This is a genomic window from Halosegnis rubeus, assembly GCF_009184545.1.
Lineage (GTDB): Archaea > Halobacteriota > Halobacteria > Halobacteriales > Haloarculaceae > Halosegnis > Halosegnis rubeus.
Genome location: NZ_QJOW01000001.1, coordinates 527,576 through 545,378, shown reverse-complemented (window position 1 = coordinate 545,378; position 17,803 = coordinate 527,576). Strand labels below are relative to the sequence as shown.

At 66.2% G+C, this 17,803-nt stretch carries 16 protein-coding genes; 7 read left to right on the top strand and 9 right to left on the bottom strand.

Features of this window, described 5'->3' with window-relative positions:
* Nucleotides 1–27: 27 nt before the first annotated feature.
* Together purF and DMP03_RS02825 are read right to left on the bottom strand one after the other, a co-directional pair.
* Entirely contained in the window at nt 28–1,485 is a 1,458-nt protein-coding gene (gene purF / locus DMP03_RS02830; RefSeq protein WP_152119202.1) for an amidophosphoribosyltransferase, read from the bottom strand.
* Nucleotides 1,486–1,661: 176 nt separating this feature from the next.
* Nucleotides 1,662–3,494: an acetyl-CoA carboxylase biotin carboxylase subunit gene (locus DMP03_RS02825; RefSeq protein WP_152119201.1), complete on the bottom strand. Its 1,833-nt coding sequence runs from the start codon at nt 3,492–3,494 to the stop codon at nt 1,662–1,664.
* Nucleotides 3,495–3,584: 90 nt separating this feature from the next.
* On the opposite strand from DMP03_RS02825, the gene DMP03_RS02820 reads away from it, so the two are divergent.
* A complete protein-coding gene (locus tag DMP03_RS02820; protein ID WP_152119200.1) occupies nt 3,585–5,159 on the top strand; it encodes a class I adenylate-forming enzyme family protein in 1,575 nt (524 codons plus the stop codon).
* Between the two features lie 10 nt (nt 5,160–5,169).
* On the opposite strand, the gene DMP03_RS02815 is transcribed toward DMP03_RS02820, so the two are convergent.
* The gene (locus DMP03_RS02815; protein ID WP_152119199.1) at nt 5,170–6,114 is read right to left on the bottom strand and encodes an alpha/beta hydrolase; all 945 of its coding nucleotides are present in this window, start codon (nt 6,112–6,114) and stop codon (nt 5,170–5,172) included.
* A 90-nt stretch (nt 6,115–6,204) separates the two neighbouring features.
* On the opposite strand from DMP03_RS02815, the gene DMP03_RS02810 reads away from it, so the two are divergent.
* Entirely contained in the window at nt 6,205–7,794 is a 1,590-nt protein-coding gene (locus DMP03_RS02810) for a GMC family oxidoreductase (protein ID WP_152119198.1), read from the top strand.
* Here DMP03_RS02810 and DMP03_RS02805 read toward each other — a convergent pair.
* The gene (locus tag DMP03_RS02805; RefSeq protein ID WP_152119197.1) at nt 7,791–8,030 is read right to left on the bottom strand and encodes an acc operon protein; all 240 of its coding nucleotides are present in this window, start codon (nt 8,028–8,030) and stop codon (nt 7,791–7,793) included. The two genes, DMP03_RS02810 and DMP03_RS02805, sit on opposite strands and share 4 nt — an antisense overlap.
* On the bottom strand, nt 8,027–9,574 hold the full coding sequence (locus DMP03_RS02800; protein WP_152119196.1) for an acyl-CoA carboxylase subunit beta: 1,548 nt from the start codon (nt 9,572–9,574) through the stop codon (nt 8,027–8,029). The genes DMP03_RS02805 and DMP03_RS02800 overlap by 4 nt, the downstream gene beginning before the upstream one ends.
* A 94-nt stretch (nt 9,575–9,668) precedes the next feature.
* On the opposite strand from DMP03_RS02800, the gene DMP03_RS02795 reads away from it, so the two are divergent.
* Nucleotides 9,669–10,316 (top strand): hypothetical protein, encoded by a 648-nt coding sequence (locus DMP03_RS02795; protein ID WP_152119195.1) that lies wholly within the window; start codon nt 9,669–9,671, stop codon nt 10,314–10,316.
* Here DMP03_RS02795 and DMP03_RS02790 read toward each other — a convergent pair.
* Nucleotides 10,313–11,266: a quinone oxidoreductase family protein gene (locus tag DMP03_RS02790; RefSeq protein ID WP_152119194.1), complete on the bottom strand. Its 954-nt coding sequence runs from the start codon at nt 11,264–11,266 to the stop codon at nt 10,313–10,315. The two genes, DMP03_RS02795 and DMP03_RS02790, sit on opposite strands and share 4 nt — an antisense overlap.
* A 170-nt stretch (nt 11,267–11,436) precedes the next feature.
* Here DMP03_RS02790 and DMP03_RS02785 point away from each other — a divergent pair, with 170 nt between their 5' ends.
* The 4 genes from DMP03_RS02785 to sucD all read left to right on the top strand — a co-directional run bounded on the left by DMP03_RS02785 (nt 11,437) and on the right by sucD (nt 15,273).
* Nucleotides 11,437–12,105, top strand: a complete 669-nt coding sequence (locus DMP03_RS02785; protein ID WP_152119193.1) for a glycerophosphodiester phosphodiesterase — start codon at nt 11,437–11,439, stop codon at nt 12,103–12,105.
* 109 nt (nt 12,106–12,214) lie between these two features.
* The gene (locus tag DMP03_RS02780; protein WP_152119192.1) at nt 12,215–13,183 is read left to right on the top strand and encodes a ribonucleoside-diphosphate reductase; all 969 of its coding nucleotides are present in this window, start codon (nt 12,215–12,217) and stop codon (nt 13,181–13,183) included.
* Between the two features lie 78 nt (nt 13,184–13,261).
* Nucleotides 13,262–14,404 (top strand): ADP-forming succinate--CoA ligase subunit beta, encoded by a 1,143-nt coding sequence (sucC, locus tag DMP03_RS02775; protein WP_152119191.1) that lies wholly within the window; start codon nt 13,262–13,264, stop codon nt 14,402–14,404.
* The gene (sucD, locus tag DMP03_RS02770) at nt 14,401–15,273 is read left to right on the top strand and encodes a succinate--CoA ligase subunit alpha (protein ID WP_152119190.1); all 873 of its coding nucleotides are present in this window, start codon (nt 14,401–14,403) and stop codon (nt 15,271–15,273) included. Before sucC ends, sucD begins: the two co-directional genes overlap by 4 nt.
* A gap of 12 nt (nt 15,274–15,285) precedes the next feature.
* Here sucD and DMP03_RS02765 read toward each other — a convergent pair whose 3' ends face one another.
* From DMP03_RS02765 to DMP03_RS02760, 3 genes are all read right to left on the bottom strand, one after another.
* Nucleotides 15,286–15,528, bottom strand: coding sequence for a hypothetical protein (locus DMP03_RS02765; protein ID WP_207105364.1), 243 nt, complete (start codon nt 15,526–15,528; stop codon nt 15,286–15,288).
* Nucleotides 15,529–15,591: 63 nt separating this feature from the next.
* The gene (locus DMP03_RS14160; RefSeq protein ID WP_172967052.1) at nt 15,592–15,741 is read right to left on the bottom strand and encodes a hypothetical protein; all 150 of its coding nucleotides are present in this window, start codon (nt 15,739–15,741) and stop codon (nt 15,592–15,594) included.
* Between the two features lie 607 nt (nt 15,742–16,348).
* On the bottom strand, nt 16,349–17,692 hold the full coding sequence (locus tag DMP03_RS02760) for a cytochrome P450 (protein WP_172967051.1): 1,344 nt from the start codon (nt 17,690–17,692) through the stop codon (nt 16,349–16,351).
* Nucleotides 17,693–17,803 lie beyond the last annotated feature (111 nt).

The window sequence follows — 17,803 nt, the reverse complement described above, 5'->3', positions numbered from 1 at the left end:
TGTGCCTAAAACGTTCTGCGCGGCGAGTCAGTCGTCGGCGAGCGCGGTCCCGATGTTCGGCCGCTCCACGTCGCGGTCCGTCGGCTCGCCATCGATATCGTACGGGTACTCGCCGGTAACACAGCCGAGACAGAGGTCCACGTCGCTGGCGTCGAGCGCGGCGGCGACCGCGTCGATTGAGAGATACGAGAGGGAATCGGCCCCGACTTCGTCGCGGATCTCCTCGGTCGACCGGTCGGCCGCGATGAGTTCCTCGCGGGTCGCCATGTCGATACCCATGTAGCAGGGCGCGATGATGGCCGGCGCGCCGACCCGGAAGTTCACCTCCTCGGCCCCCACGTCGCGCAGTAGTTCGACTAACTGCCGGGACGTGGTTCCGCGGACGATAGAGTCATCGATGACGGTGACCGTCTTCCCCTCGACCACGTCGCGAATCGGATTCAGCTTCAGTCGGACCGCGCGCTCGCGGACGTCCTGTGTCGGCATGATGAACGTGCGCCCGACGTAGCGGTTCTTCATCAGCCCCTCGGCGAACTCGACGCCCGCGCCGTCGTCCTGTGCGGCCTCGGCGTAGCCCGACGCGAACGCCCGCCCGGAGTCGGGCACCGGCATCACCACGTCCGAATCGACGCCCGACTCCTCCCAGAGCTTCCGGCCGAGTTCGCGGCGCACGTCGTAGACGAGCTGGCCGTCGATGCGCGAGTCCGGGCGCGCGAAGTAGACGTGCTCGAAAAAACAGTGTGCCGTCTGGTCCTGTTGGACGAGCTGGTAGGACTCGAAGCCACCCCCGCCGTCGTCGAGCACGACGAGTTCGCCCGGGCGCACGTCGCGCACGAGTTCGCCGTCGAGCACGTCGATAGCGGCCGACTCGCTCGCGAGGATGTAGCCGTCGTCCAGCTTCCCGATGCACAGCGGGCGGTTCCCCTCGGGGTCGCGCACCCCGAGCACAGTGTCGTCGTGGGTGATCGTCAGCGCGTAGGAGCCGTGGATGCGTTCCATCGTCCGCTTGACGGCGCGCACGAGGTCGGATTCGAGGAGGTTCCGCGCGAGGTCGTGTGCGATGACCTCGGTGTCGCCGTCTGAGGTGAACGCGTGGCCCTCGCCCGCGAGTTCGTCGCGAATCTCGCCGGCGTTGACGAGGTTCCCGTTGTGCGATAAGCCGAGCGAGCCGGACTTAAACGAGACGGAGAAGGGTTGTGCACAGGAGGTGTCGACGCTCCCCGCCGTGGGATACCGGACGTGGCCGATACCGACATCGCCAGCCAACCCGTCGATGTCCGACTCATCGAAGGCGTCTCCGACCAGCCCCATCTCGACGTGGTCGTGCTGTTGGAAGCCGTCGTGGGTGACGATGCCGGCCGACTCCTGCCCGCGATGCTGGAGCGCGTACAGTGCGTAGTAGAGGGGACGTGCTGCGGCGCGGTCGGCGAGCGACACGCCGACGACGCCACACTTCTCGCGCGGCCCAGAGAGCTCCCGCGTCATTACCAGAGTGTTCCGGCGACAGGAGAAAAGTACCGTGGTTGTGCGTAGCCTCGCCGCTATATTCCGAGTAAGTATACACAAACATGGATCGTGTCGTGTGGGCGAGTGGCTTGGTTCGTACTCAACACAGCCGGGGGTACCGGTTCAAGAGCGTCCGGCGAGAACGGAGTCGCGAGTCAGTCCAGCACGACGAGCGCGTCGCCCTGATTCACGGACTGGCCGTCCTCGACGGCGACCTCGGTGACGGTGCCGCCGAACTCCGCGACCACGTCGTTTTCCATCTTCATCGCTTCGAGCACGAGCAGCACGTCGCCCGCAGCCACTTCGTCGCCCTCCTCGACTTCGATGTCGATGACGGTGCCCTGCATCTCCGCGGTGACGACCTCGCCGTCGGCGGAGACGCTCGGCTCCTCGCGGGTGGAGCCGTCGTCGGAGCCGCCCGAGTCACCGCCCGACGGGGCCGGTCGCGAGGCCGGTTGTGTCGGGACTCCCTCCTCTTCGAGGTCGACGTCGAAGCGCTTGCCGTTCACCTCGATGGTGAACTCGCGGGTGACGGTCTCTCCGTCCCCGTCGTCGCCCGCACTCGCCTCGGTGCCGTACTTCGCTTGATACTCGTCGAAGACGGAGCGGTCGATGTGGTCGTCGAGATACTTCGTCGTGTGCGTGCTGGCGACGAACTTCTCGTCGTCGAGCATCGCGAGGTGGAACGGGACGATGGTGACGATGCCTTCGAGGTCGTACTCGCGGAGCGCGCGCTTCGAGCGGGCGATACACTCCTCGCGGTCCTCGCCGTGGACGATGAGCTTCGCGACCATCGAGTCGTAGTCGGTGACGAGGTCGTCACCCTGCCGGAGCGCGTCGTCCATCCGGACGCCGATGCCGCCCGGCGGGTCGTACACGTCGAGCGAGCCGCCCTGTGCGGGCGCGAAGTCGTCGGTCGCGTCCTCGGCGTTGATACGGAACTCCATTGCGTGACCCTCCAGTTCGACGGACTCCTGTGAGAAGCTAATCTCCTCGCCGTCGGCGACCCACAGTTGCCACTTCACGATGTCGATGCCCGTCAGCTCCTCCGTGACGGTGTGTTCGACCTGAATCCGGGTGTTCACCTCGAGGAAGTAGAAGCCGGTGTCGGGACCGAGCACCTCGCTCGCCTCCCTGTCGGGGTCCTCCTCGACGAGGAACTCGACGGTGCCCGCGTTGACGTAGTCGGAGTCGGCGACACCGCGGCGTGCGGCCTCGCCGATCTGCTCGCGAAGCTCGTCCGAGAGGGCGGCGGACGGTCCCTCCTCGATGACCTTCTGGTGGCGGCGCTGGAGCGAGCAGTCGCGCTCGCCGAGGTGTCGGACGTTGCCGTGCTCGTCGGCGAGCACCTGTACCTCGATGTGGCGCGGATTCTCGAGATACCGTTCGAGATACACGGAGTCGTTGTCGAAGTACGCCTCGCCCTCGCGTTTGGCGGATTCGAGCTGGTCGGCCGCCTCGTCGGCGCTGCGGACGACCTTCATCCCGCGACCGCCGCCACCGCCTTCAGCCTTGATCGCGACGGGGTAGCCGTACTCCGCACCGAACTCGGTGACCTCCTCCGGCTCGGTGACGGGGTCGGTCGTGCCGGGGACGATCGGCACGTCGGCGGCGTCCATCAGCTGGCGAGCCTTCGTCTTCTCACCCAACTGCTCCATCGAGTCGGCGGCGGGACCGACCCAGGTGACGCCCTCGGTGTCCTGTACCTTGCCGGCGAACTCGGCGTTCTCGGCGAGGAAGCCGTAGCCGGGGTGGATGGCGTCGGCGCCGGCCTGCTTCGCGGCCTCGATGACTGCCTCGTGGTCGAGATACGAGTCGGCGGCACGGGCGGGTCCAACGTTGTACGCCTCGTCGGCAAATCGGACGTGGCCACTGTGTTTGTCGGCATCGCTGTACACTGCCATCGTCTCGATACCGAGGTCCTCGCAGGCGCGCATCACGCGCACCGCAATCTCGCCTCGGTTCGCGACGAGTACCTTCTCGAACATGCACGAGGTTGCCCCCGGAGTCCACCTTACTCTGTCGGTCCCTCGTGTCGATGGACAACATTTACCATAGGCCCAAGAGGCTACTCTGGTATGCATCTCGATCTGGACACCTTCGGCGACACCATTCACGGCGGCAACGTCGCTCGGATGTACGACAAGACGGCGACCGTTCGCGGTGACGCGCCCGCGCTCGAATCCCACGGCGAGGAAGTGACACACGAGGAGCTACAGGCAGTCAGCAGCGCCTTCGCCGGCGGACTCCGCGAGCTCAGCGTTGCGGAAACAGAGCCGGTGATGCTGTATCTCCCCAACTGTCCCCAGTACGTCATCGCGTCGCTGGGCTGTTTCCGGGCCGGCTCTCCCGTCTCGCCGGTCAATCCGCAGTATCGCTCGCGCGAGCTCGTCCACCAGCTCACGGATACGGACGCCGCGGCCGTCGTCACCCACGTCGCCCTGCGCGAGCATCTCGGCGAGGCGATCGCCGAAATCGACAACGACCCCGCCGTCATCACGGTGGGTGACCGCGACGCCGTTCCCGAGGGCGACACCCACTTCGACGACGTGCGCGGAGAGCCGACCACGGTTGATGTGGACGGTGACGCCATCGCCTCGCTGCCGTACACCTCCGGCACGACCGGCGAGCCGAAGGGGGTCCGACTCACCCACGACAACATCCGCGCACAGCTGCTCACGACGATTGCCGTCCGGTCCGACGACCTCACGCCCGACGAGGAGAACAGCCTCGTCTGGCTGCCGCTGTATCACATCACCGGCTTCGTCCACACGGCGCTCCAGCCGCTCGCCCGCGGCGGCACCCTCTACATCCGGAGTGCGGCCAACTGGGACGCCAAGGAGGCGATGGCAACCATCGAACGAGAGGAGATCTCCTCGTTCATCGGCGTCACGGCCATGTACGCCGACATGGTCGACGACGACAGCTTCGGCGATTACGACCTCTCGTCGCTCGTCACCGCCTCGGAGGGTGGCGCGAAGCTGACGGGCGCGGTGCAGGACGCCTTCGAGGAGACTGCCAAGGTCGCCATCAAGGAAGGGTACGGACTGACCGAGACGACCGGCTCGACTCACACGCAGGTCGGCTCGCTCTTTGGTCCGCGCCACGGGACCGTCGGCCAACCGCTTCGTCACACCGACTGCCGTATCGTCGACTCCAACGGCGACGAGGTACCGCTGGGCGAGACGGGAGAGATTCTTGTCCGCGGCCCGCAGGTGATGGAGGGGTACCACAACCGACCGAAGGCGAACGAGCAGGCGTTCACCGACGCCGGCTTCTTCCGCACCGGCGACATCGGTCGCCGCGACGAGGAGGGATACTACGAAATCGTCGACAGGAAGAAACACGTCATCGTGACGGCCGGCTACAACGTCTACCCGAGCGAGGTGGAGAACCTGCTCGCGGAACACGAGTCGGTTCGGGAGGCTGCCGTCGTGGGAATCCCCCACGAACGGCGCAACGAGACCGTGAAGGCGTTCGTCGTCCCCGCTAACGGCGACCCGGAGAATCCGGGTATGACGGCCGACGAGATACAGCAGTTCTCGCTCGACAACATCGCGCCGTACAAACACCCACGCGAGGTGGAGTTCGTCGCCGAACTACCACGAACCGCGTCTGGAAAGATTCAGAAGTACAAGCTGACCGACGAGTAGCGCCGCGTCGTTACAGCTCGAAGGCGGCCCGCAGGTCCGCCCCACTTTTTCCGATGGCGTCGTGGCCCGCCTCCAGGTTCGCCTGTCCGGCGAGCATGCTGTAGAAGCCGTGAATCATCTCCGGATAGTGGTGGTGTTCGACGGCGACGCCCGCGTCTTCGAGCGTCTCGGCGTAGGCGATTCCCTCGTCGCGAATCGGGTCGAAGCCGGCCGTGACGACGGTCGCCGGCGGGAGGTCGGCGTGCGAGTCGGCGTGCAACGGGTGGGCGTACGGGTCGTCGTCGGTGGCGGTGTGGAAGTAGCTCTCGCCGAACCACTCCATGTCCGGTTCAGTCAGGTAATACCCCTCCTTGTTCTGCTCGCGAGAGTCCCAGTCGGTCGTCTGCGTGACGGACGGGTAGACGAGCAGTTGGTAGTCGATGTCGGGACCGTCCTCGTCGCGTGCACGGAGGGTGGCGGCGGCAGCCAGATTCCCGCCCGCACTGTCGCCAGCCACCGCGAGTCGGCCGTCGCCGCCGGTCTCGTCTGGATTGGTGGCGAGCCATTCGAGCACGGCGTAACTGTCCTCGAACGCCGCCGGATACGGGTGTTCCGGCGCGCGCCGGTAGTGGGTCGCGACGACGACACACCCCGACTCGCGCGCGAGGTGCCGGCAGACGAGGTCGTGGCTCTCCAGGTCGCCGATGACCCAGCCGCCGCCGTGGAAGTACGCGACCGTCGGCACCGGACCGTCGGTGTCGGGCCGATAGATGCGAATCTCGATGTCGCCGTCCGGGCCCGGGACAGTACGGTTCTCGACGCTCGCAAGGTCGGGACCGTCGGCGTCGGCCCGCATCCGGGCGGAGACCTCGCGGGCAACGTCGGGGTCGCCGTACTTCGCAAGAGGCTGTGTGTCGGCCGCCTCGACGGCTGCGAGAATCTGCTGTACGTCGGGGTGAGGCTCGTCTGCGCGCATACACGCTGTGGTGTGACACGTCACATCAATCTGTCGTCGTCTCGGCCGCATCGGGACAATGCCTATCCTCTCGGCTACACAGACGTAGCTATGCCAACACGAACTGCGACCTACGACTACATCATCGTCGGCGCTGGCTCCGCAGGCTGTCTGCTCGCGAACCGACTCTCGGCCGACCCCGAGACGACCGTCCTGCTGCTCGAGGCCGGTGGCCCAGACGACGACCGGAACATCCGAATTCCGGCCGGCTTCTCCGACCTGTTCAAGGGCGAGTACGACTGGGATTACACGACGACGCCACAGTCGGCGCTTCACGACCGGGAGCTCTACTGGCCCCGCGGCCGGACGCTCGGCGGGTCGAGTTCTATCAACGCGATGATCTACATCCGCGGTCATCCCGACGACTACGACGGGTGGGCAGCGGCGGGCAACGACGGCTGGGGGTACGACGACCTGCTCCCGCACTTCAAGCGCGGTGAACACGCCGACAGCGACCGGCTCGACGCCGCGTACCACGGCACCGAGGGCGAACTCAACGTCACGGACGTGCGCTCGCCGCGTCCCCTCTCGGAGGCGTTCGTCCAGTCGGCCGTGGAAGCGGGCTATGAGCACAACCCCGACTTCAACGGGAGCCAGCAGGCCGGCGTCGGCCAGTACCACGTCACCCAGAAGGGCGGCGCGCGCCACAGTTCCGCCGACGCCTATCTGAAGCCCGTCCTCGACCGCCCGAACCTGACTGCCACGACCAGAGCGCAGGTGAGCCGCGTCCGGTTCGACGGCACGCAGGCGACGGGTGTCGAGTACCACCACGACGGCCGTCGGCTCGTCGCCGACGCCACCGAAGAGGTCGTGCTCTCGGCGGGAGCCATCGACAGCCCGAAGCTCCTGATGCTGTCGGGTGTCGGACCGGCCGACCACCTCACCGACCACGGTATCGAGGTCGTTCACGATTCGCCGGGCGTCGGCCAGAATCTGCAGGACCACCTGTTTGCCCCCACGACGTTCGAGACATCGACGACAGACACCCTGGAAAACGCCGAACGGCTCCGCAACGTCGCGAAGTGGTTCCTCCTCAAGCGCGGGCCGCTCACCTCGAACGTCGCCGAGGCGGGCGGGTTCATCCACACCGAACACGCCGACGGGAAGCCGGACGTGCAGTTCCACTTCGGGCCGGGCTACTTCTTCGACCACGGCTTCGCCGAGCCGCCGGTCGACAACGCCTTCGCGCTCGCCGTGACGCAGGTGAACCCCGAGAGCCGCGGCGAAATCCGGCTCGACTCCCCGAGCGGTTTCACTGCGCCCGAAATCGACCCCAATTATCTCGCCACGGAACGCGACCGCGAGACGCTCGTCGCCGGGATTCGTGCCGTTCGCGACATCGTCTCCGAGGGGCCGCTCGCCGAGTTGAGCGAGCGCGAACTCACGCCGGGTCCCGACGCCCAGACCGACGAGGAGATTCTGGAGTCGATCCGCGAACACGCCCACACGGTCTACCACCCGGTCGGCACCTGCAAGATGGGCGAGGACGGCATGGCCGTCGTGGACGACGAACTCACCGTCCACGGCGTTGAGGGGCTACGCGTCGTCGACGCGAGCGTGATGCCGACGCTGACGAGCGGGAACACGAACGCGCCGACGTACGCGATTGCGGAGAAGGCGGCTGACCTGATTCGAGACTAGAGGCGGTCGCCACGGCCGGCCGCGGTCCACGCGTCCGTGGGCGTGCCGTCGCTCGGTCGCACCGCGCGCCCGGTGACGGCCTCGGTCCGGGCGGCGAATGCCCACCGCTTGCCGTCCCACGTCTCGACCGATTCTTCTTCCTCGCTCTCCTCGGCGGCGAGGTGTGCAGAGACGGCCGCGACGATAGCGGCGGCCTCCTCCTCGTCTGCTGACTCGGGGACGAAATCGGGGTTCACAGCGGGATGTTACCGTGTTTGCGGTCGGGGTTCGATTTGCGCTTGCCCGAGAGCATCTCCAGGTCGGCAATGAGCCGGCGGCGGGTCTCTTCGGGTTCGAGCACGTCGTCCACGAAGCCGCGCTCGGCTGCCGTGTACGGGTTCGCGAACGCATCGCGGTACTCGTCGATGAGCTGTTGGCGACGCGCCTCCACGTCGGTCGCATCTTCGAGTTCCTCGCGATAGAGGATGTTGACCGCGCCCTGTGGTCCCATCACGGCGATTTCGGCCGTCGGCCACGCGTAGTTCACGTCGGCCTCCAGATGCTTCGAGGCCATCACGTCGTAGGCCCCGCCGTACGCCTTCCGCGTGATGACCGTCATCAGCGGGACGGTCGCCTCGGAGAACGCGTACAGCAGTTTCGCGCCGTGTTTGATGATGCCGCCGTGCTCCTGGTCCTTGCCGGGCATGAAGCCGGGCACGTCCACGAGCGTCACGATGGGGATGTTGAACGCGTCACAAAAGCGGACGAACCGCGCGCCCTTCTGGGACGACTGGATGTCGAGCGTCCCGGCGTTAAATCGCGGCTGGTTCGCGACGATGCCGACCGAGCGGCCGTCGAGTCGGGCGAACCCGGTGACGAGGTTCCGGGCGTACGCCTCCGCCACCTCGAAGAAGCTCCCCTCGTCCATCGTCCCCTCGATGACGTCCACCATGTCGTACGGCTTCTGTGGCTCGTCGGGAACGATGCCGGTCACGTCGGCGTCTCGGTCCGGGTCGTCCCACGGCTCGACGCGGGGGGGATTTTCCATGTTGTTTTGCGGGAGATACGAGAGGAGCCGCTGGAGCGTGTCGAGACCGGCCTCTTCGTCGATGGCGGCGAAGTCGGCGACCCCCGACTCCGAGGTGTGGACGCCCGCGCCGCCCAGCTCCTCGAAGGTTACCTCCTCGCCAGTGACCGTCTCGATCACGTCTGGACCGGTGATCATCATGTGGCTCGTCTCCTCGACCATCAGGATGAAATCGGTGATGGCGGGCGAGTAGACCGCACCACCGGCACACGGTCCCATGATGGCCGACAGTTGGGGCACGACCCCCGAGGCCTTCTGGTTGCGGTGGAAGATGTCGGCATAGCCGGCAAGCGAGTCGATTCCCTCCTGAATCCGTGCGCCCGCGGAGTCGTTCAGGCCGACGATGGGTGCGCCCGTCTCGATGGCGCGGTCCATCACCTTACACACCTTCTGGGCGAACACCTCGCCCAGCGAGCCGCCAAACACCGTGAAGTCGTGCGCGAAGACGAACACCTTCCGGCCGTCCACGTCGCCGTAGCCGGTGACGACACCGTCGCCCGGAATCTTCGTCTCGTCCATGTCGAAGTTACTCGAGCGGTGTTCCCGGAGCATGTCGAACTCCTGGAAGGTGCCGTCGTCGAGGAAATACTCGACGCGTTCGCGCGCGGTGAGCTTCCCCTTCTCGTGCTGGCGGTCGATACGCTCTTGTCCGCCGCCCTTGCGGGCTTCCTCCTTGCGCTCCCGGAGCTCGTCCCGCTTGTCGTCCATTGTCATTGTCCGTGCTGTGAGGGGAGACGAAAAAGGGTTTCCGGGACCGAGAGCCGACTGGCCTGTAAGCTATTTGGCGCGCGCGTCCCTATTTTCGGGTATGAGTGCACAGCGGCAACTCCCGCCGATCATCGACTTCGGTGAGGTGCTCGACCGCGTCGAGAACCGGACCGACGACGCCGAAGCACACGGCTACATCGACGAGATTCACGAGGGGCTCGACGAGCTGGCCGCACGTGACCCCGACAGCCGCGAGACGCAGGTTCAGGAGCTGGAGCATCTCATCGACTCGCTGTTGATATACGTCGACGACGACGCCGAGATGTGGGCCAAGACGATTCAAAACCGGTTCGCGAACTACAGACACGCACGGAGGGAGTCGTCGCGCACCCTCCACATCGCGAACGGTCGGCTCGAACGCGACGGCGAGACGGCAGACGTGGAGGCGACCGGCGAGGCGACCCTCCACGGACAGCTCGTCAACAACGGCGAGCGCTCGGACGCGATGGTGTCACTGGCCTTCTACGACGAGTACGACCGCGCCATCTGGAAGGTGGAGTCCCGGGAGTTCGAGGTCGGTCCCGGCGAGAAGCGCGACCTGGGGTTGAACGTCTACATTCCCGAAGGCGCGAGCTACTACGCCATCGCCGCGCTCGAACCGGCCGACCCCGCGACCGTCGCGGACGAGGCACCCACGCCCGGCAAGGACAACGTCGGCGAGGACACCTCTTACGTCGACTTTTCTTAGGGCCGGACGACGAGTTTCCCGAGCACCGACTCGGCGAGCACGTCGCGGTGTGCGTCCTCAATGTCGTCGAGTGCGTACTCGCGCGCGACGACCGGCTCGATATCGCCTCGCGCCACCATGCCGGCGAGCCGCGACAGGACTGTGCTCGTGTCCGGCGTGTTGAACATCGACATCGCCTGGAGTCGGATATCCTTCCCTTTCCCCGGTCCCATCGGGAACGCGACCGTCGGCTCCGTGTTGCCGATGGCGACGATACGCCCGCCGGGAGCGAGCACCTCCGCGTCAGTCTCGATGGTGCGGTCGACCACGGTCCCGAGGACGAGCGACGGCTCGCACGCGTCTGCGAGCGCACTCGCGAGGTCGCCGCGCGCGTAATCCAACACCGTCGACGCGCCGAGTCGCTCCACCTCGTCGTGGTACGGCGGCTTCGCCGTCGCCGTCACGTCTGCGCCCATCGCGCGGGCCAGCTGCACGGCGACGTGGCCGACCCCGCCGTTTGCCCCGTGGACGAGCACCTCGTCGCCGGGCGTGATGTCTCCGTGGTGGACGAACGCCTGCCACGCGGTCGTACCGACCAGCGCGAGGGCCGCAGCCTCGGCGTCGCCGACGCCGTCGGGGAGCGGCGCGGCGAGGTCGGTCGAGACGGCCGCGTACTCTGCACACGCGCCCGGCGTAGTTCGTCCGAGCCCGGTCGCGTAGACGCGCTGGCCCGTCTCGTAGTCGGTCACGTCGCTGCCGACCGAGACAACCTCGCCGACGGCGTCAGAGCCGGGAATCCACGGCAGCTCCGGGACCGGATAGCTCCCTTCCCGGAAGTAGGTATCGACGGGATTGACACCGGCGGTCGAGACGCGGACGAGGAGTTCGTCCGCGGCGGGTTCGGGTCGCTCAACGTCCTCGACGGCTAGCTGTTCTGGTCCTCCGTGCTCGTGATAGCGGACGGCGCGCATGACGTCCCGTTCGGCCGACCGGGGCAAAAGCGTTCGTCGGCGTGTCAGCGAATACGTATAGATTTTTCTGCAACTCAAAACTAGTTTGCGGTGTATTCTGTTTCGAGCGGTCGCGAATCCACCGATTTCTCCGACACCCATTTACGTCTCTGGACGTGCTCACTGGTAAGATGCGGCTCATCGCACACCGCGGATTCGCTGCGACCGCCCCCGAGAACACGATCTCGGCCGTCGAACGTGCAAGCCGCCGGGCAGACGAAGTCACCATCGACGTGCGACGGTGTGACTCTGGCGAGCTCGTTGCCATCCACGACCCGACCGTCGACCGCGTCACCGACGGCACCGGAGCGGTGTGTCGCCACACCCTCTCGGAGCTACAGTCGTTGACCGTCCTCGGCAAGGAGCAGATTCCGACGCTGGACGCGATGCTCCAGGCCGTGCCGGCCTCTGTCGGCGTCACCCTCGACCTCCACGAGATTGGACTGGCCCACGACGTGCTCCGGCTCGCCGACCGCGCCGACGTGCACGTCACTGTCTCGTCGGGTATCGCCCACGAACTCGAAGGGTGTCGCGGCATCGCGCCCGGGGTGCCCCGCGCCTACCGGTTCGACGGCGACGCCGAGGTCGGCTTGGAGTTCGCCCGCGAGACCGACTGCTCGTATCTGAATCCCACGGTCGAGACGTGTGACGGCTGGCTCGTCGCCACCGCACACAACGAGGGATTCTGCGTCAACGCGTGGGGCGTCGGCTGTCAGGACGACGCCGCCGCGCTCGAATCGTGGGGCGTCGACGGCGTCGTCGCCGACCACCCACAGATTATGCCACAGGCCCGTCTGTGAGCAGGGTCTACGCGGCCGAAGAGCCGACGGGAACGGCGCGCGACAGAAACTCTTGTGAATCGGTAGCAAGTTCCACAATGATTATCATGACGTACCCGAACCCAGGGGTATGAGCCGATACAGCGACAACACGCGGGCGCACCGTCTCGACCCCGACTCGTTCGCCTCGGGGTACTTCCGCAACGCCGTCTACCGACACTGGGACCCCTACGAGGACATCGCCGACGAGCTGCTCGAACAGGACCGCGAGCGACTCACCGAGAGTGAAATCACCGAGCCGCTGTTCGACGGGCTTCGCGGGACGCTAGCCGCCTTCGGAGCCGGCGAGGAGGCCGTCACCGAGGACCTCGCGCCGCTGTGCATGCGGCTCGACAGCATCGAGAAGCAGATGTTCGTGACGACGCAGATCTACGAGGAGGCGAAGCACACCGCCTTCTTCGACCGCTACTGGCGAGATGTCATCGACCCCGTCGCCGAGGCGAAGGGGTTCGAGGTGACCGCGCCGACGGACGAGCGCTACTTCCGCGACGGCTACGAGGAGCTGTTCGACCGCACCGAGACCGCGATGCACAATCTCCTCGAAGACGACTCCGACGAGGCGCTCGTAGAGGCGTACTGCCACTACCATCTGGCCGTGGAGTCGGTGCTCGCACAGACCGGCTACTACGGGATTCAGGCGGCGTACTCCCCATCGGGTCCGGACCTCGGCGCGGAGGGGAACCTCCACCTCGAAGGGTTAGTCGAGGGCATCAGCTACATCCGGAGCGACGAGGGTCGCCACGTCGGCTTCGGGATGCACGAGGTACAGGACCTCGTCGAGGCGGGCGTCGACCCGAACATCGTGAACGAGACGCTGTCTGACCTGTTGCCGCTCGTCGCCGAGGCCGTCGGCCCGGACCCGAACGCCTCCGGCGGCGGCGAGGGCGGGATCGACCCGAACGCGCTCGTCGAGTACGCCAGCGAGAAGGTGGCCCGCCGCATCGAGATTATCACCGACACGACCGCGGAGATTCCGCCCGTCGAGGAGTTGGTCCACATCGAGGGTGGCGCGGACGCGGGCGCGACGGGCGACGACTGAGACGCGGTCCCACGCGACGCCCTCTCACTTGCGTTTCGATACTACTAACTCCGCGTCGGTAGAATCCTCGCTCGGTAGATGAAACTTCACGAGTATCAGGCGAAGGGCGTCTTCGCCGACGCTGGGCTCCCGGTTCCGGAGTCGACGCTCGCAGAGACGACCGACGAGGTCGTCGACGCAGCCAACGACATCGGCTATCCGGTCGCGGTCAAGGCACAGGTACAGGTCGGCGGGCGCGGCAAGGCCGGCGGCATCAAGCTGGTCGACAACGACGAGGAGGCGCGAGAGGCCGCCGACGCGATTCTCGGCATGGACCTCAAGGGACTCCACGTCGACAAGGTGCTCGTCGAGAGCGCCGTCGACTTCGTCAACGAACTGTACGTCGGTGTGACGATGGACCGCACCGTCGGCAAACCGGTGGCGATGGTCTCCACGCAGGGTGGCGTCAACATCGAGGAGGTCGCCGAGGAGACTCCCGAGGCTATCGAGCGGGTCCACATCGACCCCGCCTTCGGTATCCAGCCGTACCAGGCCCGGGAGGCCGTCTTTGAGGCCGGCGTCGACAAGGACGTGGCGATGGACGTGGCGAACGTCCTCACCACGCTGTATGACCTCTGGGACGAGAAGGACGCGACCGAAATCGAGGTCAACCCCGTCATGATTACGGCAGACGACGAGGTCGTCTGTGCAGATGCCGTGATGAACATCGACGAGGACGCGCTGTTCCGACACCCGGACCTCGCCGAGATGGAAGACGAGGCCGCAGGGGACGAACTCGAAGCCAAGGCCAACGACTACGGCTTCGATTACGTCCGCCTGTCGGGCAACGTCGGCATCATCGGTAACGGTGCCGGACTCGTGATGACGACGCTCGACCTCGTGGACTACTACGGGGGGTCGCCGGCGAACTTCCTCGACATCGGCGGCGGTGCGAAGGCGGAACGCGTCGCGAACGCACTGGACATGGTCTTTTCCGACGAGAACGTCGATTCGGTCGTGTTCAACATCTTCGGCGGCATCACCCGCGGCGACGAGGTGGCGAAGGGAATCAACGAGGCGCTCGAATCCTTCGACGAGATTCCGAAGAAGGTGGTCGTCCGACTCGCCGGCACGAACGCCGAGGAGGGGATGGAGATTCTCAACACCGACCTCGTGACGGTGGAATCGACGCTGGATTCGGCCGTCCAGCGAGCGGTCGAGTACGCGGAGGAAGAACAATGAGCATTCTAGTCGACGACGATACGCGCGTAGTGGTACAGGGCATCACCGGCGGTGAAGGGAAGTTCCACACCGGCCAGATGACGGCGTACGGCACGAACGTCGTCGCCGGCGCGGTCCCCGGCAAGGGCGGACAGGAAGTCGACGGCATCCCGGTGTACGACACCGTCCGCGGCGCGGCCCGCGAGGAGGACGCCAACGCGGCAGTCGTCTTCGTCCCGCCGGCGTTCGCGGCCGACGCCGTGATGGAGGCGCTCGACTCGCCGGTCGACCTCGTGGTCGCCATCACCGAGGGAATCCCGCAACAGGACATGGCCATGGTGAACAAGCGACTCAGCGAGGTCGACACGCAGCTCATCGGCCCGAACTGTCCGGGCATCATCACGCCGGGCGAAGCGAAGCTCGGCATCCTGCCGGGCAACATCTTCTCGGACGGTGACGTGGGGCTCGTCTCCCGCTCCGGCACCCTGACCTACCAGGTCGTCGATAATCTCACGCAGCGCGGTATCGGTCAGACCACCGCCATCGGCATCGGCGGCGACCCCATCATCGGGACGGACTTCGTCGACGCGCTGGAGCACTTCGAGAACGACCCCGACACGAAGGCGGTCGCGATGTGCGGTGAGATCGGCGGCGAAGACGAGGAGGAGGCCGCCCGCTTCATCGGCGAGCACATGGACACGCCGGTAGCCGGCTTCATCGCCGGTCGTACGGCACCGCCGGGCAAGCGCATGGGCCACGCCGGCGCAATCGTCTCCGGCGGCGGCGGCGCTGGAACAGCAGAGTCGAAGATTCAGGCGCTCAACGACGCGGGCGTCCCGGTCGGCGACACCCCGGACGAGGTCGCAGACCACATCGAAGACTTCCTGTAAACGGTCTCGCGGCTACTCTTTCGTTTCGACGTCCGCCTCCTCGTGTGCCAGAATGAACGGCCCAGAGGAGACGGTGTTGCGGGCGACCGTCGCCACCCGGAGCACGTACGCCGTCAGGACGACGAACGGCGTGAGCGCGAGCGAGTAGGCCGCGCCCGCAAACAGCAGGATGTACGAGAGACCGAACGCCGTTCCGGTGATAGCCTCGAGGTCGACGGCCAAGATGGCGTACGAGACGACCACGATCGTCGGCAAGGAGACGTAAATAAGGTCTTTGGTCAGGTTCGAGAACTCCCGTTCGAGATACAGCGACTTGAACTACTCCAGAGCGGTGAGGAAGAATCTGAGCGCGTCCTCGAGTTCGTCGATGAGTTCGGCCGTCTCGTCGGTGAAGCTGGTCGTCGTAGTGGGACTGGAGCCGCCGGATGGCGTACAGATGCTCGGCGTAGTTGTACTCCAGTGCAGCAAGTAGCATGCCGAACGTGTCGGTGTCGTCGCTGCCGAGCGTCTGGTTCACCCGTTCGGTGTCGTCGGCGACGCGGTCGACGTACTCGTCGATGCGCGCCTGTAATCCGTCGGAGTTCTCATCGACCGGCTTGACGTACTCGTCGCCGTCGATACTGTCGCGGATCTCCTGTGCCCGCTGGAGGACCGCCTGCGTAATCGCTCGGAGGAACGCGCTCGGCCGGACGGGGCTGACTTCGCGGTCGAGTACCGCCTCCGTCTCGTAGCGGAACTCGTGGGAAGAGTCGACGCGCTCGCGCTGACGGCCGACGGGCGACAGCTCTTGTGAAGTGAACAGGGAGGCGATCGAGACGACGACGGAGACGAGCAGGATGACGCCCGACAGCAGCGTGTTCAACAGAGCGGCGACGGAGCTTCGCTCACCGAAGATCGGATTGACGCCGGCCTGGTCGAACATGCTGAGCGGGAACATCGCGACGTACAGCGAGACGACGAGAAAGCCGGTCACGGCCCGCCGGTTGCCGGTGACGAGCAACCACCGCCGCAGTCCGTCACCCCCGATATCACTCCCCATCGGCCGATGTAACTCGCCGCCGGCTGTTAACTCGCACTACCTGTCGTCGGGCGTCGAGACAGTCGCCGGGACGCCCTCGCGCGGGCGCAGCGTCGGCGTGAGCCGGAGGTCGTCGAGCGCGCCCGAAGCAACGTCCACGTCGAAGTCGGCGACGAGCCGCGCGAGTGCGAGCGTCGCCCCCGAGAGCGCGAAGCTTCGTCCGATACAGGCGTGTGGCCCGGTCGAGAAGGGGAAGTAGGCGTCGACGCTGGTCGGCCCACGGCGCTCCCACCGACTCGGGTCGAAGGTGTCCGGCGACTCGAAGTAGCGGGCGTCGCGGTGAATCGACCACAGCGGGACGATGGTCGCTGCGCCGTCGGGCACGTCGTAGTCACCGAGGTCGGTCGTATGGTTTGCCTGCCGGAACACCCCCCACGCCGGCGGATACAGCCGGAGCGACTCGTTGTACGCGCGCTGGGTCGCCGGAAGCCGGTCCACGTCGTCGTGGTCGAGCGGGCCGTCCCCAATGACCTCTCGCGCCTCCGTGCGAACCGCGTCGCGAACGTCGGAGTTGTCAGACAGCAGCGCGAGCGTGTAGGTGAGGCTCAAAGCGGTCGTCTCGTGGCCCGCGATGAGGAACGTCGCCACCTCGTCGCGAATCTGGTTTTCGGGATACTCCACGTCAGGATCGTCCTCGCGCTGGATGAGGATAGTGAGCATGTCCGGCGGCCCAGTGTGCTCGCCGTTCGCGAGCGACTCGCGACGGTCCTTGATCATGTCCTCTGCGAGCCCGCGGATGTTGGCCGCGGCCTCACGGAACGCTGGAGAGACCCGCGTCGGCAGCCACTCCGGCGTCGCGATGTCGATGCCGAACTCCAGTTCCTCGCCGGCGACCGCCATCCACTCGTGAAACTCGACGGCGCGTTCGCGGCCGATGTCCTTGCCGAGTAACACCTCGGTCGCGACCCGGACCGTGAGCGTCGTCATCTCGCGGTGGAGGTCGATATCGTCGTCGTCGCGGTCGGCCCACTCCTCGGCGAGCGCCTCGACGCGTCTGCCGACGGTGTCGGCGTACGCCGCGACCTGCCGTCCGGAGAAGGCCGGTGCGACGACGGAGCGTTGCTGTTCCCACAGTTCGCCCTCGCTTTGAACGAGCCCTTGTGAGGCGATGAGCGAGTCCGTCTCGCGGGCGGGGACCCGTCCGAAGTCGTCGGGTCGCGAGAGCAGGTCACGCGCCAGCGTCGGATTCGTCACGATGACCAGCGGCGGTCGCGTCGGAATCGGAATCTGGAGCGCGTCGTCGTACCGGGTCTGGATACCGCCGAGATACCGGAACGTGTCGGTGCCGAACCGTACCGCGTCGATGACACCAGCGTCAGGTGGTGTCGGAATGGACCGCATACGTATGGTATACGCGCAGACACGCTTGGAGTTTGCGTCGGCTGTTGTCTGTGACAGGACACAGTTATCGCAACACATTTATTCGACTGTTTCCGTGCTGAAATATCTCGC